This is a genomic window from Streptomyces sp. NPDC043952 (assembly GCF_056435325.1).
In genome coordinates this window covers 99,968-115,181 of sequence record NZ_JBWKES010000006.1, presented here as the reverse complement: position 1 = coordinate 115,181, position 15,214 = coordinate 99,968, and the positions used below count along the sequence as shown (strand labels likewise).

The following is a 15,214-nucleotide window of genomic DNA, read 5'->3' as shown; positions in this document are numbered from 1 at the left end:
GGAACCCTCATCATGCCCCAGCACGCCCAGAACACGCCCGTCTGCCGCGACTGCGACGGCTTCGCCACCGCCGCCATCACCACCGGCACCCGCCACACCGACGGCACCCGCGCCACCCTCACCGTCACCTGCCCCGCCTGCAAGGGCACCGGCCACACCGCCCCCGCCGCCGGCCTCGCCCGCGCCGGGAGGTGACCGCCGTGGCGCTCCTCAACTGGCGCTCCGCCGACCACTTCGACTCGTCCGGCGACAAGCCGTGCGTGCTCTGCACCAAGCCCACCCCGCTGCGCTCCGACAACGGCAAGCCCGTCCACAAGGTGTGCGCCGAGGAGTGGATCGACGCCCACACCCCGAAGGAGGCCGAGAAGTGACCGCCGTGCATCGGTCCCGCGTTCTTGACCTGTTCGCCGGTCCTGGCGGCTGGTCGGAGGGTTTGCGCGCCCTGGGCCTTCGGGATGTCGGTATCGAGATCGACCCGGCGGCCTGCGCCACCCGCACCGCCGCCGGGCACACCACGATCCGTGCCGATGTCGCCGCCTACCCCACCGCACCGCTTTGCGGGCAGGTCTCCGGGCTGATTGCCTCCCCGCCCTGCCAGACCTTCAGCGCCGCCGGACTGCGCGCCGGGAACGACGACATGGACCTGTGCCACCAGGGCCTTGCCGACCTCGCCCGCGGGAGTGACACCCGCGCCGCACTGCGCACCGCCTGCGCCGACCCCCGCTCCCTCCTCGTCGTCGAGCCGCTGCGCTACGCCCTCGAACTGCGCCCCGACTGGATCGCCCTGGAGGAAGTCCCCGCCGTCGCGCCCCTGTTCGCCCACATCGCGGTCATCCTGCGCCGCGTCGGCTACTCGGTGTGGACCGGCGTGCTCAACGCGGCCGACTACGGCGTCCCGCAGACCCGCCGCCGGGCCTTCCTGCTCGCCTCCCGCACCCGCACCGCAACACCGCCCGAGCCCACACACGCCAAGGACCCCGGACCCGACACCCTCTTCGGCCCCGCCCTGGCGCCGTGGGTCACCATGGCCGACGCCCTCGGCTGGGGCGCCACTGACCGCCCCGTCCCCACCGTCACCGCCGGCGGCGGCAAGAGCGGAGGACCGGAACCCTTCCCTACCTCGGCCCGCAAGGCACTGATGGACGCCCAACGGCGCGGCTCCTGGATCCTGCATACCAACCGCAACCAGATGCCCGACGGCAGCCGGCAGACCACCGATCCGCACGGTGCGCCCGCTCCCACGTTCACGGCAAAGGCAGGCGGCCAGTGGGTCCTGCGGCACAGCAACCGCCGCAACGCCACCGTCCGCCGCGTCGACGAGCCCGCCGCAACCCTGCTGTTCGCCAAGGCCAGCAACGACGTGTCGTGGGAAAGGGACGGCTCCGCCGGTCCGGAATCCGTCCGCATCACCGTCCAGGAAGCCGCCGCCCTCCAGACCTTCCCCGCCGACTACCCCTTCCAGGGCACCAAGACCCGCCAGTTCGAGCAGATCGGCAACGCTGTCCCGCCGCTGCTCGCCTCCGCCGCCCTGCGCAGCCTGGTCCCCGCCGCGCTGGAGGCCGCCGCGTGACCGACACCGCCACCATGGCGGGCCTGGACCCGGCCACCCTCAACGATCTGCTGAGGCTGGCCGGGTCCACCGGCTTCGACCGCATCCAGGACCAGATCCGCCGCACCGGCGGCTGCACCGACCCGATCCGCCTCCAGGGCACCACCGTCACCCGCGACCGCGCCACCGGGCACGTCCTGCACTCCTACTCCACCGACACCGAACCCGGCGGCGTCCTCCGCGTCGCCTGCGGCAACCGGCGGGCCTCCCGCTGCCCCTCCTGCGCCTGGACCTACGCCGGGGACACCTACCACCTCATCCGCGCCGGCCTCGTCGGCGACCCCGCCAAAGGCACACCCGACACGATCCGCGACCACCCGCGGGTCTTCGCCACCCTCACCGCGCCCTCGTTCGGCCCAGTCCACAACCGGCCCGGCAACCGTCCCTGCCGCTGCGGCACCCACCACCCCGAAGACGCCCCCGAACTGGGCACCCCCCTTGACCCGGACACCTACGACTACGCGGGCGCCGTGCTGTGGAACAACCACGCCTCCGACCTGTGGCGCTACTTCACGATCTACCTGCGCCGCGAGATCGCCAAGCGCGCCGGGCTCACCCAGAAAGCCGCCCGCGAAGCCTCCCGCGTGTCCTTCGGCAAGGTCGCCGAGTACCAGAAACGCGGTGCCGTCCACTTCCACGCCGTGATCCGCTTCGACGGCCCCGACGGCCCCGACACCCCACCGCCGGCCTGGGCCACCCTCGACCTGCTCACCGACGCCATCCGCGCCGCCGCCGCCCGCGTCGCCGTCGACGTGCCCCCGTCCGGGGACCAACCGGCCCGGACGCTGCGCTGGGGTGACCAGCTCGACGTCCGGCCGATCCGCGCCTTCGGCGACGGCCAGGAGATCACCGAACAGGCCGTCGCCTCCTACGTCGCCAAGTACGCCACCAAGGCAGCCGAGACCACCGGCACCGTCGACCGCCGCATCGGCAACAAAGAGGCCCTGGCCCTGCTCGGCGTCCCCGACCACCCGGCCCGGCTCATCGCCGCGTGCCTCGACCTGCACCCGCTCTACCCGGACCGCAAGCTCCGCGACTGGGCCCACATGCTCGGCTTCCGCGGCCACTTCTCCACCAAGTCCCGCCGCTACTCCACCACCCTCGGCGCCCTGCGCCAGACCCGCGCCGACTACCGCGCCGCCCAGCAACGAGCCGCCCTTGGCCTGCCCGACCCCGACGACGAGGAAGCAACCACCCTCACCCTCGCCCACTGGACCTACGCCGGCCACGGCCACACCCCCGGAGAATCCTGGCTCGCCGCCAACATCCGCCGCGACATCCAACACAACCGCGAGATCGCCCGCGAGGAACTACCCACCCTGCTCGTCTTGGAAGGAGTCACCGAGTGACCACCGCCACGCCCGAACTGCTGACCGTGCCCGAGGTCATGGAACGGCTCAACGTCGGCCGGACCAAGGTCTATGACCTGATCCGCACGCGCCGGCTGGTGTCCATCAAGGTCGACGGCTGCCGCCGTATCCCCACCGATGCGGTGCGCGCCTTCATCACTGGTCAGATCGGTGAGGCTGCCTGATGGCCAAGCGTCGCCCCAACGGTGGGGGCACCATCACCAAGCGCAAGGACGGCCGCTATCAGGGCGCCGCGTACGTCACCGACACGGACGGCAACCGTGTCCGGAAGTACGTCTACGGCGCGACCTGGGACGAGGCGAACGAGAAGCTCGGCAAGCTCCAGGAGCAGGAGCGGAACGGCATCCCGGTGCCCTCGCGGGCCTGGACGCTCGGTGAGTGGCTGACCTACTGGCTGGAGCACATCGTCAAGCCGGAACGGGAGCACAACACCTACGTCAAGTACGAGTCCAAGATCAGGCTGTACCTGCTGCCGCACCTGGCCAAGAAGCCGTTGACCAAGCTCACGCCGGCGCAGATCCGTGCGTTCATGGCCACGCTGAAGCGTGAGGAGGTCGGGGCCGCCACTCGCTTCGAGGTGCTGCGGGTGCTGCGCAACGCCCTCAACCGGGCCATCCGTGAGGAAATCCTTACGCGCAACGTCGCCCTCCTGGTGGACATGCCCAAGGTGAGCAAGGACAAGGGCAAGGCCTGGAGCGCGCGTGAGGCTGTCGCCTTCCTGCGGGCGTCCCGCGCCCACCGCCTCTACGCGGCCTGTGTCCTGGTCCTCGTGCTGGGGCTCCGCCGTAGTGAGGTGCTGGGCCTGCGCTGGCAGGACATCGACTTCGAGGCTCGCCACTTCACCCCGGTCAAGCAGGTACAGCGCGTCAAGGGAGTCGGCCTGGTCCTCAAGGACCTCAAGACCGAATCCTCACAGGCGGTGCTGCCTCTCCCCGAGTTCTGCGCCCGCGCCCTGGAGGAGCGGCGGGAGCTGCAAGAGCTGGAACGGAAGATCGCCGGTGAACACTGGTCGCAGGAGCCTGACCACGACCTGATCTTCTCCTCGGAGCACGGCGGCATGATCGACCCGGTGGGCTTCTCGCGGACCTTCGACCGCCTCGTGAAGCGCGCCGGCGTCCGCCGCATCACGGTCCGGCTTGCCCGGCACACCTGCGGCACCCTGCTCGCCTTCCTGAAGGTGCACCCCAAGGTCGCCCAAGCCATCCTGCGCCACAGCCAGATCAGCATGACCATGGACGTCTACACCCACGTGGTGGGCGACGACGAGCGGGAAGCGGTCGCGCTCCTCGCGGAACTTCTGGAAGACCCGCTCATCGGCTGATGTCAGCCATGGATGTCAAAGACCCCCAGCCGGTATCGACTGGGGGTCTTCTCGCTGGTGGGGCTAACAGGATTTGAACCTGTGGCCTCATCCTTATCAGGGATGCGCTCTAACCAACTGAGCTATAGCCCCGCCGCGCTTTGCGGTGTGTGTCCCGCGCGCTGACTCCTGAAGATTAGCGCACGACCACGTCAGTCCCAAAATCGGTTCCCGGCGGGCGTCACTCGTCCTCGGCCAGGGTCAGTTCGACGCCCCCCACGAAGCCCGCGGAGAGGTTGTAGATGAAGGCCCCGAGCGTGGCGAGCGCGGTGGCCAGGACGACGTCGATGGCCGCGATGACCGTCGTGAACATCAGGACGTGCGGAAGCGAGAGGAAGGACTGGAGGTCGAATCCGTTCGCCTCGTTCGCGCCCGTCGCCTCCGAGATCGTCCCGCCGACCGTGGAGAACACGCCCATCGCGTCCATGACCATCCACAGCACCGCCGAGGCGACGATCGTGCAGATGCCGAGCGCGATGGAGAGCAGGAAGCTGACCTTCATCACCGACCACGGGTCGGCCTTGGCCACCCGCAGCCGCGCCTTGCGGGTACGCGGCGCCGTGCGCACCCCGGTGCGCGGGCGCCGTACCCCGCCGGCCGCCTGCTGCGCCGGGTAGGCCTGCGGCGGGTGGTACGGCCCGGCCGGCTGCTCCGGGCGCCGCTCGCCGGGGAGCGGAGACGACGACTGCGCCTCGCCGGCCGCGGCCGAACCTCGGGTGTCCGTCACAGTTCCCCCCCGGGGTGCAGACGTGCCGGAGGCGTCCGCCGCGGACGCCCGCACCGGCTTCAGGTTGGTCGTCTGCGGGTCGCCGGCCGACCCCGCATGCGCGGCGGAGCCACGGCCGCCGCCGTCCGTCTCCGTACCCGTGGAGGTACCGGCCGATCCGGCGCCCGTGGCTCCGCTCACGATGACTCACTCCTCGTGCTACTCGGCCGAGGGCGCCTCACCCTCGTCCGTGCCGGTGGCCTGGGCGGCCTCGGCGGCGATGTCGTCGGCGTCCTCGCCGTCGACCTCCTCCGCCTCGCGCCCCGCCTCGGCGTTACGTGCGATACCCACCACGGCATCGCGCTTGCCCAGGTTGATCAGTTGGACGCCCATGGTGTCACGGCCCGTCTCCCTGACCTCGTTGACTCGCGTGCGAATCACACCACCGGACAAAGTGATCGCGAGGATCTCGTCGGTCTCCTCCACGACCAGCGCCCCGACGAGCGAACCGCGGTCCTCCACGATCTTGGCGGCCTTGATGCCGAGGCCGCCGCGGCCCTGGACGCGGTACTCGTCGACGAGGGTCCGCTTCGCGTACCCGCCGTCGGTGGCAGTGAACACGAACGTACCGGGTCGCACCACATTCATCGAGAGAAGCTCGTCGCCCTCGCGGAAACTCATCCCCTTGACGCCGGAGGTGGCGCGGCCCATCGGGCGAAGGGACTCGTCCGTGGCGGTGAACCGGATCGACTGCGCCTTCTTGCTGATCAGCAGCAGGTCGTCGTCGGCCGAGACCAGCTCGGCGCCGATCAGCTCGTCGTCGCTGCCGTCCTCCCGCTCCCGCAGATTGATCGCGATCACACCGCCGGAGCGGGGCGAATCGTAATCCTTCAGAGGCGTCTTCTTGACCAGGCCGGACTTGGTGGCCAGCACCAGGTACGGCGCCGCCTCGTAGTCCCGGATGGCGAGGATCTCGGCGATCGCCTCGTCCGGCTGGAAGGCCAGCAGGTTCGCCACGTGCTGGCCGCGCGCCTCCCGGCCCGCCTCGGGCAGCTCGTACGCCTTCGCCCGGTACACCCGGCCCTTGTTGGTGAAGAACAGCAGCCAGTGGTGCGTGGTGGAGACGAAGAAGTGGTCGACGATGTCGTCTTCCTTCAGCTTCGTGCCCCGCACGCCCTTGCCGCCGCGCTTCTGCGCCCGGTAGTCGTCCGTCTTCGTCCGCTTGACGTAACCGCCGCGCGTGACGGTGACGACGATGTCCTCCTCGGCGATCAGGTCCTCGATGGACATGTCGCCCTCGTACGGGATCAGCTTGGTCTTGCGGTCGTCGCCGTACTTCTCGACGATCGCGGCCAGCTCCTCGCTGACGATGCCGCGCTGGCGCACCGGGGAGGCCAGGATCTGGTTGTACTCGTTGATCTTCGCCTGGAGCTCGTCGTGCTCCTGGACGATCTTCTGCCGCTCCAGGGCCGCCAGGCGCCGCAGCTGCATCTCCAGGATCGCGTTCGCCTGGATCTCGTCGATCTCCAGCAGGCCCATCAGGCCGGTGCGCGCGACGTCGACGGTCTCGCTGCGCCGGATCAGCGCGATGACCTCGTCGATCGCGTCCAGCGCCTTCAGCAGACCGCGCAGGATGTGCGCGCGCTCCTCGGCCTTGCGCAGCCGGAACCGGGTCCGGCGCACGATGACCTCGATCTGGTGCGTCACCCAGTGCCGGATGAACGCGTCCAGGGACAGCGTGCGCGGCACGCCGTCTACCAGCGCCAGCATGTTGGCGCCGAAGTTCGTCTGCAGGTCGGTGTGCTTGTACAGGTTGTTCAGCACGACCTTGGCGACCGCGTCCCGCTTCAGGACGATCACCAGCCGCTGGCCGGTACGGGACGACGTCTCGTCGCGGACGTCCGCGATGCCGCCGATCTTGCCGTCCTTCACCAGGTCGGCGATCTTCTGCGCCAGGTTGTCCGGGTTCACCTGGTACGGCAGCTCGGTCACCACCAGGCACTGCCGGCCCTGGATCTCCTCGACCTCGACCACCGCGCGCATCGTGATCGAGCCGCGCCCGGTGCGGTACGCCTCCTCGATGCCCTTGCGGCCCACCACCAGGGCGCCGGTCGGGAAGTCGGGGCCCTTGATGCGCTCCATGAGCGCGTCCAGCAGCTCCTCGTGCGAGGCCTCGGGGTTCTCCAGGTACCACTGGGCGCCGGCCGCGACCTCGCGCAGGTTGTGCGGCGGGATGTTGGTCGCCATGCCGACCGCGATGCCGGCCGAGCCGTTGATCAGCAGGTTCGGGAAGCGGGCGGGCAGGACGGTCGGCTCCTGGGAGCGGCCGTCGTAGTTGTCCGTGAAGTCGACGGTCTCCTCGTCGATGTCGCGGACCATCTCCATCGACAGCGGCGCGAGCTTGCACTCGGTGTACCGCATGGCCGCCGCCGGGTCGTTGCCCGGCGAGCCGAAGTTGCCGTTGGAGTCCACCAGCGGCATCCGCATCGACCACGGCTGGGCGAGGCGCACCAGGGCGTCGTAGATGGAGGAGTCGCCGTGCGGGTGGTAGTTGCCCATGACGTCGCCGACGACACGGGCGCACTTGTAGAAGCCGCGCTCGGGGCGGTAGCCGCCGTCGTACATCGCGTAGAGCACGCGCCGGTGGACGGGCTTGAGGCCGTCCCGGACGTCGGGCAGCGCGCGGGACACGATGACGGACATCGCGTAGTCCAGATACGAGCGCTGCATCTCGGTCTCGAGCCCGACGGGCTCGACGCGCATGGCGAGTTCGCCGCCCTCTTCGGGGGTGACTGGAGTGTTCTCGTCGGCCATTGCTGGTGAAGATCCTTCCCTGTGCGGTCAGCTGAGACCGACTCAGATGTCGAGGAAGCGGACGTCCTTGGCGTTGCGCTGGATGAACTGGCGGCGTGCCTCGACGTCCTCGCCCATCAGCACCGAGAACAGGTCGTCGGCCTGGGCGGCGTCGTCCAGGGTGACCTGGCCGAGCACGCGGTGCTCCTGGTCCATGGTGGTCACGCGCAGCTCCTCGGCGTTCATCTCGCCGAGACCCTTGAAGCGCTGGATGGAGTCCTCGCGGACGCGCTTGCCGCGCTGGCGGCCCATCTCGATCAGCGCGTCGCGCTCGCGGTCCGAGTACGCGTACTCGACGTCGTCCCGGCCCCACTTGATCTTGTAGAGCGGCGGGCGGGAGAGGTACACGTGCCCGGCCTCGACCAGCGGCCGCATGAAGCGGAACAGGAAGGTCAGCAGCAGGGTGCTGATGTGCTGGCCGTCGACGTCGGCGTCCGCCATCAGGATGATCTTGTGATAGCGGAGCTTCTCGATGTCGAAGTCCTCGTGCACACCGGTGCCGAAGGCGGAGATCAGCGCCTGGATCTCCTGGTTCTGCAGGATCTTGTCGATCCGGGCCTTCTCGACGTTGAGGATCTTGCCGCGGATCGGGAGGATCGCCTGGTACTGCGGGTTGCGGCCGGACTTGGCCGAGCCGCCGGCGGAGTCGCCCTCGACGATGAAGATCTCGCACTTGGTGGGGTCGTTCGACTGGCAGTCGGACAGCTTGCCCGGCAGGGACGCCGACTCCAGCAGGCCCTTGCGGCGGGTGAGGTCACGGGCCTTGCGGGCGGCGACCCGTGCGGTGGCGGCCTGGATGCCCTTGCGGATGATGTCCGCGGCCTCGTTCGGGTTGCGGTCCAGCCAGTCGTTCAGGTGCTCGTAGACCGCCTTCTGGACGAAGGTCTTGGCCTCCGTGTTGCCCAGCTTGGTCTTGGTCTGGCCCTCGAACTGCGGCTCGCTGAGCTTGACCGAGATGATCGCGGTCAGGCCCTCGCGGATGTCGTCGCCGGTGAGATTGTCGTCCTTCTCCCGCAGCAGCTTCTTGTCGCGCGCGTACTTGTTGATCAGCGACGTCAGCGCGGCGCGGAAGCCCTCCTCGTGGGTGCCGCCCTCATGCGTGTGGATGATGTTGGCGAAGGAGTACACGCCCTCGCTGTAGCCGCTGTTCCACTGCATCGCGACCTCGAGGGACAGGCTCTTGTCCTTGTCCTCCGCCTCCAGGTCGATGATGGTGGGGTGCACCACCTCTCCCTTGCGGGAGTTGAGGTACTTCACGAAGTCGACGATGCCGCCCTCGTAGTGGTACGTGACCGACTTGACCTCGGCCTTCTCGTCCGCGCCCGCTTCGTCCGCGCCGCTGGTGGCCTTCGCCGACTCGCGCTCGTCGGTGAGCCTGATGTTCAGGCCCTTGTTGAGGAAGGCCATCTCCTGGAAGCGCCGAGACAGCGTCTCGAAGGAGTACTCGGTGGTCTCGAAGATCTCCGGGTCGGCCCAGAAGGTGACCGACGTGCCGGTCTCCTCGGTGGCCTCGTGCCGGGCCAGCGGCGCGGTGGGCACGCCCATCTTGTAGTCCTGCGTCCACCGGTACCCGTCGGTCTTGACCTCGACGGAGACCTTGCCGGACAGGGCGTTCACGACGGACACGCCGACGCCGTGCAGACCGCCGGAGACGGCGTAGCCGCCGCCGCCGAACTTGCCGCCCGCGTGCAGCACGGTCAGGACGACCTCCAGGGCCGGCTTGCCCTCGGAGGGCACGATGCCGACCGGGATGCCGCGGCCGTTGTCGACGACGCGGACGCCGCCGTCGGCGAGGATCGTCACGTCGATGAAGGTCGCGTAACCCGCCAGCGCCTCGTCGACCGAGTTGTCGACGACCTCGTACACCAGGTGGTGCAGTCCGCGCTCGCCCGTGGAGCCGATGTACATGCCGGGCCGCTTGCGGACCGCGTCCAGCCCTTCGAGCACGGTGATGGCGCTGGCGTCGTACGAGGCCGCCGGGGCCTCGGCGTGCACGCCGGCGTCGGTGGACGGGATGTTCTCGTTGGGGTTGCCGGAATCGGCCACGAAGCGCCCTTTCTGGCACTGGCACAGCACGAGCCGGGCTCCTGGGGGCACCCCCTGTGGGGGACGGCTGCCGGAGCGGCTGCGGCATGTTGCGTTGGTAAGCCTTGATCAGCGTTGCTCAGCTTTTCCCGGGCGGTCCCCACGTTGGGGCGGGATTGTCTTCCAGTCTACCGGTAGCGCTGACATCGATGGGGGTTTGCCGGTACCTGAGTCCCCATGTGCCGCCCTGAACCGGTCTCGGGCGGGTACCGATATGCGGAAGGGGGCTCCAAGAGCCTCACAGCGGCACTCAGCGCTTCGGGCCGTCAACCCTTGGCTACTCCGGGGTCGGTACGCCTCCCGCACCGGTGCGCACCAGGGCGCGCGGAGGGCGAAACCGCAGGACAGAGGGGGGCGGCGAGGCACCGGGACGTGAGGTACGTCACCCGTAGGTGTCGCCCGGACCCGTGCTTCCCGGCGCCCGCAGCGGGCCGTAGCGGCGGGCCGGGCCGCCGGGACCGAGCACCTTGATCAGCCGGACCGTGCCATGGCCGAGATCCTCGTTGAGCCGCGCGACCAGGGCCGGCGCGAGCAGCCGCAGCTGGGTCGCCCAGGCCGTGGAGTCGCAGGCCACCACGAGCACCCGCTCGCCCTCGTCGTAGCGCTGCGGCACACAGTGCTTGGCCAGGTCCTCGCCGACGATCTGCGGCCAGCGGCCCATCACCCCGCCCACCGCCGCCGGGGTCTCCCAGCCGCGCTCGGTGATCAGCCGGTTGATCGCCGAACCGAGCGCCATCGGGTCGCGGCCGTCGGCCCGCGCCCCGGAGCGCAGCCCGCCGCCCCGCCGGGCCTGCTTCTTCTGCCGGGCCGCGTCGCCGCGCGCGCGGGCCTGCTCCTTCGCCGCGCGCAACGCCACGCGCGCGAGGTCCACACCGGAGGGCCCGGCGTTCTTCGCGGGGATGTCCTTCTCGCCGCTCATACGGGTTCCACCGTCCCATCGGAGACCGCGTACCGCGCCCCGGCCAGCACCTTGGGGACGTCGTCGGCCACGGCGGCGGTGACCAGCACCTGCTCGCCGGGCGCCACCAGCTCGGCCAGCCGCTCGCGGCGGCGCGCGTCCAGCTCGGCGAAGACGTCGTCCAGGACGAGGACGGGCTCGTTGCCCTCGGCGCGCAGCAGCTCGTACGAGGCGAGGCGCAGGGCGAGGGCGTACGACCAGGACTCGCCGTGCGAGGCGTACCCCTTGGCGGGCAGCCGGCCCAGTTTCAGGATCAGATCGTCGCGGTGCGGGCCGACGAGGGTGACGCCCCGCTCGATCTCCTGCTTGCGCGCCTCCGCCAGGGCGGCCAGCAGCTGCGCGTACAGATCCTCGCGGCCGTGGGCCTCGCCGGGCGCGGACGGCCTGTACTCCAGCGCGAGCGGTCCGCCGCCGGGGGCCAGCTGCTCGTACGCCTTGTCGGCCAGCGGCCGCAGCGCGGCGATCAGATCGAGCCGCTGGGCGAGCAGCTCGGCACCGGCGCGCGCGAGGTGCTGGTCCCAGATGTCGAGGGTGGACAAGTCCGCCCCCGGACTCGAATCCGCCCGCCCGGCAGGTGCCCCCCTCCGCCCACCGTGCCTGCGCGCCAGCGCCGCGGTCTTCAGGAGCGTGTTGCGCTGCTTGAGCACCCGCTCGTAGTCGGAGCGCACCCCGGCCATCCGCGGGGACCGCGCGGTGATCAGCTCGTCCAGGAACCGGCGCCGCTCTCCGGGGTCCCCCTTCACCAGGGCGAGGTCCTCGGGCGCGAACAGCACGGTCCGTACGATGCCCAGCACGTCGCGGGGTCTGCCCTGCGGGGACCGGTTGACGCGGGCGCGGTTGGCGCGGCCGGGGTTCAGCTCCAGCTCGATCAGCTGCTGCCGGTCGCCCTGGCGGACCTGCGCCCGGATGACGGCGCGCTCGGCGCCCATGCGCACCAGCGGCGCGTCGGTGGCGACCCGGTGGCTGCCCAGGGTCGCCAGGTAACCGACCGCCTCCACCAGGTTGGTCTTGCCCTGGCCGTTGGGCCCGACGAAGGCCGTGACGCCCTGGTCGAGCGGCACCTCGGCCCGCGCGTACGAGCGGAAGTCGGCCAGCGAGAGATGCGTGACGTGCATGGTCGGTGCGCCGACCTCCTTCCGCGCGGCGTACGGGCCGATGAGACGTGCGGGCTGACGTACGAGCTGACGAACGGGTTGTGGATCGCCGGGCGACCCTGTGGATTACTTCTTCTCTACGGCGTGGCCGCCGAACTGGTTGCGCAGCGCGGCGATCATCTTCATCTGCGGCGAGTCCTCCTGGCGGGAGGCGAACCGGGCGAACAGCGACGCGGTGATCGCGGGCAGCGGCACCGCGTTGTCGATCGCGGCCTCCACCGTCCAGCGTCCCTCGCCGGAGTCCTGTGCGTAACCGCGCAGGCCGTCCAGGTGCTCGTCCTCGTCCAGCGCGTTGACCGCGAGGTCGAGCAGCCAGGAGCGGATGACGGTGCCCTCCTGCCAGGAGCGGAAGACCTCACGGACGTCCGTGACGGAGTCGACCTTCTCCAGCAGCTCCCAGCCCTCGGCGTAGGCCTGCATCATGGCGTACTCGATGCCGTTGTGGACCATCTTCGCGAAATGGCCCGCGCCGACCTTGCCGGCGTGCACCGCGCCGAAGTCGCCCTCCGGCTTGAGCGCGTCGAAGACGGGCTGCACCCGCGCGACGTGCTCGGCGTCGCCGCCGTACATCAGCGCGTATCCGTTCTCCAGGCCCCAGACGCCGCCGGAGACGCCGCAGTCCACGAAGCCTATGCCCTTGGCGGCCAGCTCCCCGGCGTGCTTCTCGTCGTCCGTCCAGCGGGAGTTGCCGCCGTCCACGACCACGTCGCCGGGCTCCAGCAGCTCGGCGAGCTGATCGACGGTCGACTGGGTGGGCTCACCGGCCGGGACCATCACCCACACCACGCGCGGAGCGCTGAGCTTGTCCACGAGTTCTTCCAGGCTGTGGACATCCGCGACGTCGGGGTTGCGGTCGTATCCGACGACGGTGTGGCCCGCGCGGCGGATCCGCTCGCGCATGTTGCCGCCCATCTTGCCGAGGCCGACGAGACCGAGCTCCATCAGTTGTGTTCCTTAGGGTCGCTGCTGGCGTCTGGGGCACGAGAGTGCCGCCCCGAGCCTAAACGGCCCCGTTCACGCACAGTTGTGGGCTCCGGCGCTCATCCGGCGCCACCCGGCGGGGGTGCCGGGCGCCCTCGGGGACGCCCGGCTCCGTGCACACCTGTGGACGACGGCCGGCTGCGGTCAGCCGCTGAGCCGCACCGGCATGATCAGGTACTTGTAGGCCTCGTCGGCCTCCGCGTCCAGCGCCGGCTTGCCGCTGAGCAGCGCGGGCTTGGTGGACGTGGTGAACGACAGCTGCGCGACCGGCGAGTCGATCGCGCTCAGGCCGTCCAGCAGGAACGTCGGGTTGAAGGCGATCGAGATGTCGTCGCCCTCCAGCTGCGCGTCGACCCGCTCCACAGCCTGTGCGTCGTCGCTGGAACCGGCCTCCAGGATCAGCACGCCCTGCTCGAAGCTCAGCCGCACCGGGGTGTTCCGCTCGGCCACCAGCGCCACACGCTTGACGGCCTCCACGAACGGCGCCGTCTCGATCACCGCGATCGAGTTGAACTCCGTCGGGAACAGCGTCCGGTACTTGGGCAGGTCGCCCTCCAGCAGGCGGGTGGTCGTACGCCGGCCCGCGCCCTCGAAGCCGATGAGGCCCTCGCCCGCGCCCGAGCCCGACAGGGCCAGCGTCACGCTGTCCCCGGCGCCGAGCGACTTCGCGGTGTCCAGCAGCGTCTTGGCGGGCACCAGGGCGACCGCGGAGGCCTCCGGGTTCTCCGGCTTCCACAGGAACTCGCGGACCGCGAACCGGTAGCGGTCGGTGGACGCCAGGGTCACCGTGTCGCCCTCGATCTCGATGCGGACACCGGTGAGCACGGGCAGCGTGTCGTCACGGCCGGCGGCGATGGCCACCTGGGAGACGGCGGCGGCGAAGACCTCGCCGGGCACGGTGCCGGTCGCGTTCGGCATCTGCGGCAGCGCCGGGTACTCCTCCACCGGGAGGGTGTGCAGCGTGAACCGGGACGATCCACAGACCACGGTCGCCCGTACACCGTCTGTGGAAATCTCCACCGGGCGGTTGGGCAGCGCGCGGGAGATGTCGGCCAGCAGCCGGCCGGAGACCAGGACGGTGCCCTCCTCCTCGACCTCGGCGTCGACGCTCACCCGCGCCGAGACCTCGTAGTCGAAGCTCGACAGGCTCAGCTGGCCGTCCTCGGCCTTCAGCAGCAGGCCGGCGAGCACAGGCGCCGGCGGACGGGCAGGCAGGCTGCGTGCCGCCCAGGCCACTGCCTCCGCCAGTACGTCGCGTTCCACCCGGATCTTCACCGTAAGCCGCCTCCTGCTGTTGCTTCTGAGTCCTCCGACTCGGTGTCACCGCCCACTGCGAAGGGAAGGACACCGGGGACCAGTCTGACGCACCGCACTGACAGTAGGTGCCCGTCGGGGTCAAGTCGGTCCGAGCGGCAGTCGGGCTCGAAACAGCGAGTTGTGCACAGCCCCCGCTTCAAAGCGATTGCCGAGCTCTCTCTAGTCGGGAGTAGTAGTAGGGCCTGTGGATACCGTGGATAACCACGTTTGCCCAGCTCAGCGCATGTTTTTTGTCCACCGGGCCTGTGGGTGGAGGCGGTGGACAACTGCGGGTGTCTGTGGAGAACGGAAAGTTCTGCACACCTCGCCCACAGGACGAGGGCAGTTCTCCCCAGCTGTGTCCCCAGGAATACCCGGGTTTCCCACACCCCAACCCGGCACCTTTGTGTGACGCCTTTCACTCGACGCGGTGAGAGGGTGCGTCGCGTTGCCGAACAGTGGACAGCCATGTGGAGAAGCCGCGCCACACTGGGGACAACCGCCCCCAGCCTGTGGGTTGCCGGTGGACAACTTCATGCACACCCTGTGGACGATCTCTTCGTCCACAGCCTGTGGATCATCGTCGTCCACGATTCCACAGCCACCTGAGCTGCACCGACGCGATCTCCCCGGCTTCCCTGTGGACACACCTCGGGACAACTTCACCATCCCCACCGTGTGGAAGAAAGAAAGTCCCCGAATCTGTGGAGGGAGGCCGTAACCCGACGAGAAATCGAACAGCCGGCGACGCCTGTGGACGCCCGCGGCGGCGAGCGGACCGCCGTACCGGGCTGTGCGGGGGCCGTTCTCCGGCCGTTGTGAGTACCGGAACTGAGTAGGGC

The 15,214-nt window shown here is 70.0% G+C and carries 13 protein-coding genes and 1 tRNA gene; 6 read left to right on the top strand and 8 right to left on the bottom strand.

The window, feature by feature from the left end:
• Window positions 1-12 precede the first annotated feature (12 nt).
• From AC069R_RS09220 to AC069R_RS09195, 6 genes are read left to right on the top strand one after another with little or no spacing between them, the layout of a single operon-like run.
• On the top strand, window positions 13-195 hold the full coding sequence (locus AC069R_RS09220) for a hypothetical protein (protein ID WP_478765874.1): 183 nt from the start codon (window positions 13-15) through the stop codon (window positions 193-195).
• 5 nt (window positions 196-200) lie between these two features.
• A complete protein-coding gene (locus tag AC069R_RS09215; protein ID WP_478765873.1) occupies window positions 201-371 on the top strand; it encodes a hypothetical protein in 171 nt (56 codons plus the stop codon).
• Window positions 368-1,570 carry a DNA cytosine methyltransferase gene (locus AC069R_RS09210; protein WP_478765872.1) on the top strand — a complete coding sequence of 401 codons (1,203 nt, stop codon included), beginning with the start codon at window positions 368-370 and terminating at the stop codon, window positions 1,568-1,570. Before AC069R_RS09215 ends, AC069R_RS09210 begins: the two co-directional genes overlap by 4 nt.
• Entirely contained in the window at window positions 1,567-2,958 is a 1,392-nt protein-coding gene (gene repSA, locus AC069R_RS09205) for a replication initiator protein RepSA (RefSeq protein ID WP_478765870.1), read from the top strand. The genes AC069R_RS09210 and repSA overlap by 4 nt, the downstream gene beginning before the upstream one ends.
• Complete coding sequence (locus AC069R_RS09200; protein ID WP_070028864.1) at window positions 2,955-3,143, top strand: helix-turn-helix domain-containing protein; 189 nt, start codon at window positions 2,955-2,957, stop codon at window positions 3,141-3,143. The genes repSA and AC069R_RS09200 overlap by 4 nt, the downstream gene beginning before the upstream one ends.
• A complete protein-coding gene (locus AC069R_RS09195; RefSeq protein WP_478765868.1) occupies window positions 3,143-4,300 on the top strand; it encodes a tyrosine-type recombinase/integrase in 1,158 nt (385 codons plus the stop codon). The genes AC069R_RS09200 and AC069R_RS09195 overlap by 1 nt, the downstream gene beginning before the upstream one ends.
• Before the next feature lie 55 nt (window positions 4,301-4,355).
• Here AC069R_RS09195 and AC069R_RS09190 read toward each other — a convergent pair.
• From AC069R_RS09190 to dnaN, 8 genes are all read right to left on the bottom strand, one after another.
• Window positions 4,356-4,432, bottom strand: a tRNA-Ile gene (locus AC069R_RS09190).
• Window positions 4,433-4,520: 88 nt separating this feature from the next.
• The gene (locus AC069R_RS09185; protein WP_478765866.1) at window positions 4,521-5,246 is read right to left on the bottom strand and encodes a DUF3566 domain-containing protein; all 726 of its coding nucleotides are present in this window, start codon (window positions 5,244-5,246) and stop codon (window positions 4,521-4,523) included.
• 18 nt (window positions 5,247-5,264) lie between these two features.
• Entirely contained in the window at window positions 5,265-7,859 is a 2,595-nt protein-coding gene (gyrA, locus tag AC069R_RS09180; protein WP_397985040.1) for a DNA gyrase subunit A, read from the bottom strand.
• 42 nt (window positions 7,860-7,901) lie between these two features.
• A complete protein-coding gene (gyrB, locus tag AC069R_RS09175) occupies window positions 7,902-9,944 on the bottom strand; it encodes a DNA topoisomerase (ATP-hydrolyzing) subunit B (protein WP_471062386.1) in 2,043 nt (680 codons plus the stop codon).
• 421 nt (window positions 9,945-10,365) lie between these two features.
• Window positions 10,366-10,902: a DciA family protein gene (locus tag AC069R_RS09170; RefSeq protein WP_478765864.1), complete on the bottom strand. Its 537-nt coding sequence runs from the start codon at window positions 10,900-10,902 to the stop codon at window positions 10,366-10,368.
• Window positions 10,899-12,056 (bottom strand): DNA replication/repair protein RecF, encoded by a 1,158-nt coding sequence (recF, locus tag AC069R_RS09165; protein ID WP_478765862.1) that lies wholly within the window; start codon window positions 12,054-12,056, stop codon window positions 10,899-10,901. The genes AC069R_RS09170 and recF overlap by 4 nt, the downstream gene beginning before the upstream one ends.
• 105 nt (window positions 12,057-12,161) lie before the next feature.
• On the bottom strand, window positions 12,162-13,037 hold the full coding sequence (gene gnd / locus AC069R_RS09160) for a phosphogluconate dehydrogenase (NAD(+)-dependent, decarboxylating) (RefSeq protein WP_478765860.1): 876 nt from the start codon (window positions 13,035-13,037) through the stop codon (window positions 12,162-12,164).
• A gap of 183 nt (window positions 13,038-13,220) precedes the next feature.
• Window positions 13,221-14,351 carry a DNA polymerase III subunit beta gene (dnaN, locus tag AC069R_RS09155; RefSeq protein WP_397985045.1) on the bottom strand — a complete coding sequence of 377 codons (1,131 nt, stop codon included), beginning with the start codon at window positions 14,349-14,351 and terminating at the stop codon, window positions 13,221-13,223.
• Window positions 14,352-15,214 lie beyond the last annotated feature (863 nt).

Bases quoted from the DNA above. Each gene is read 5' to 3' on its own strand.
- AC069R_RS09220 (WP_478765874.1), top strand. From the start codon at position 13: ATGCCCCAGCACGCCCAGAACACGCCCGTCTGCCGCGACTGCGACGGC.
- AC069R_RS09195 (WP_478765868.1), top strand. From the start codon at position 3,143: ATGGCCAAGCGTCGCCCCAACGGTGGGGGCACCATCACCAAGCGCAAG.
- gyrA (WP_397985040.1), bottom strand. From the start codon at position 7,859: ATGGCCGACGAGAACACTCCAGTCACCCCCGAAGAGGGCGGCGAACTC.
- AC069R_RS09170 (WP_478765864.1), bottom strand. From the start codon at position 10,902: ATGAGCGGCGAGAAGGACATCCCCGCGAAGAACGCCGGGCCCTCCGGT.
- recF (WP_478765862.1), bottom strand. From the start codon at position 12,056: ATGCACGTCACGCATCTCTCGCTGGCCGACTTCCGCTCGTACGCGCGG.
- gnd (WP_478765860.1), bottom strand. From the start codon at position 13,037: ATGGAGCTCGGTCTCGTCGGCCTCGGCAAGATGGGCGGCAACATGCGC.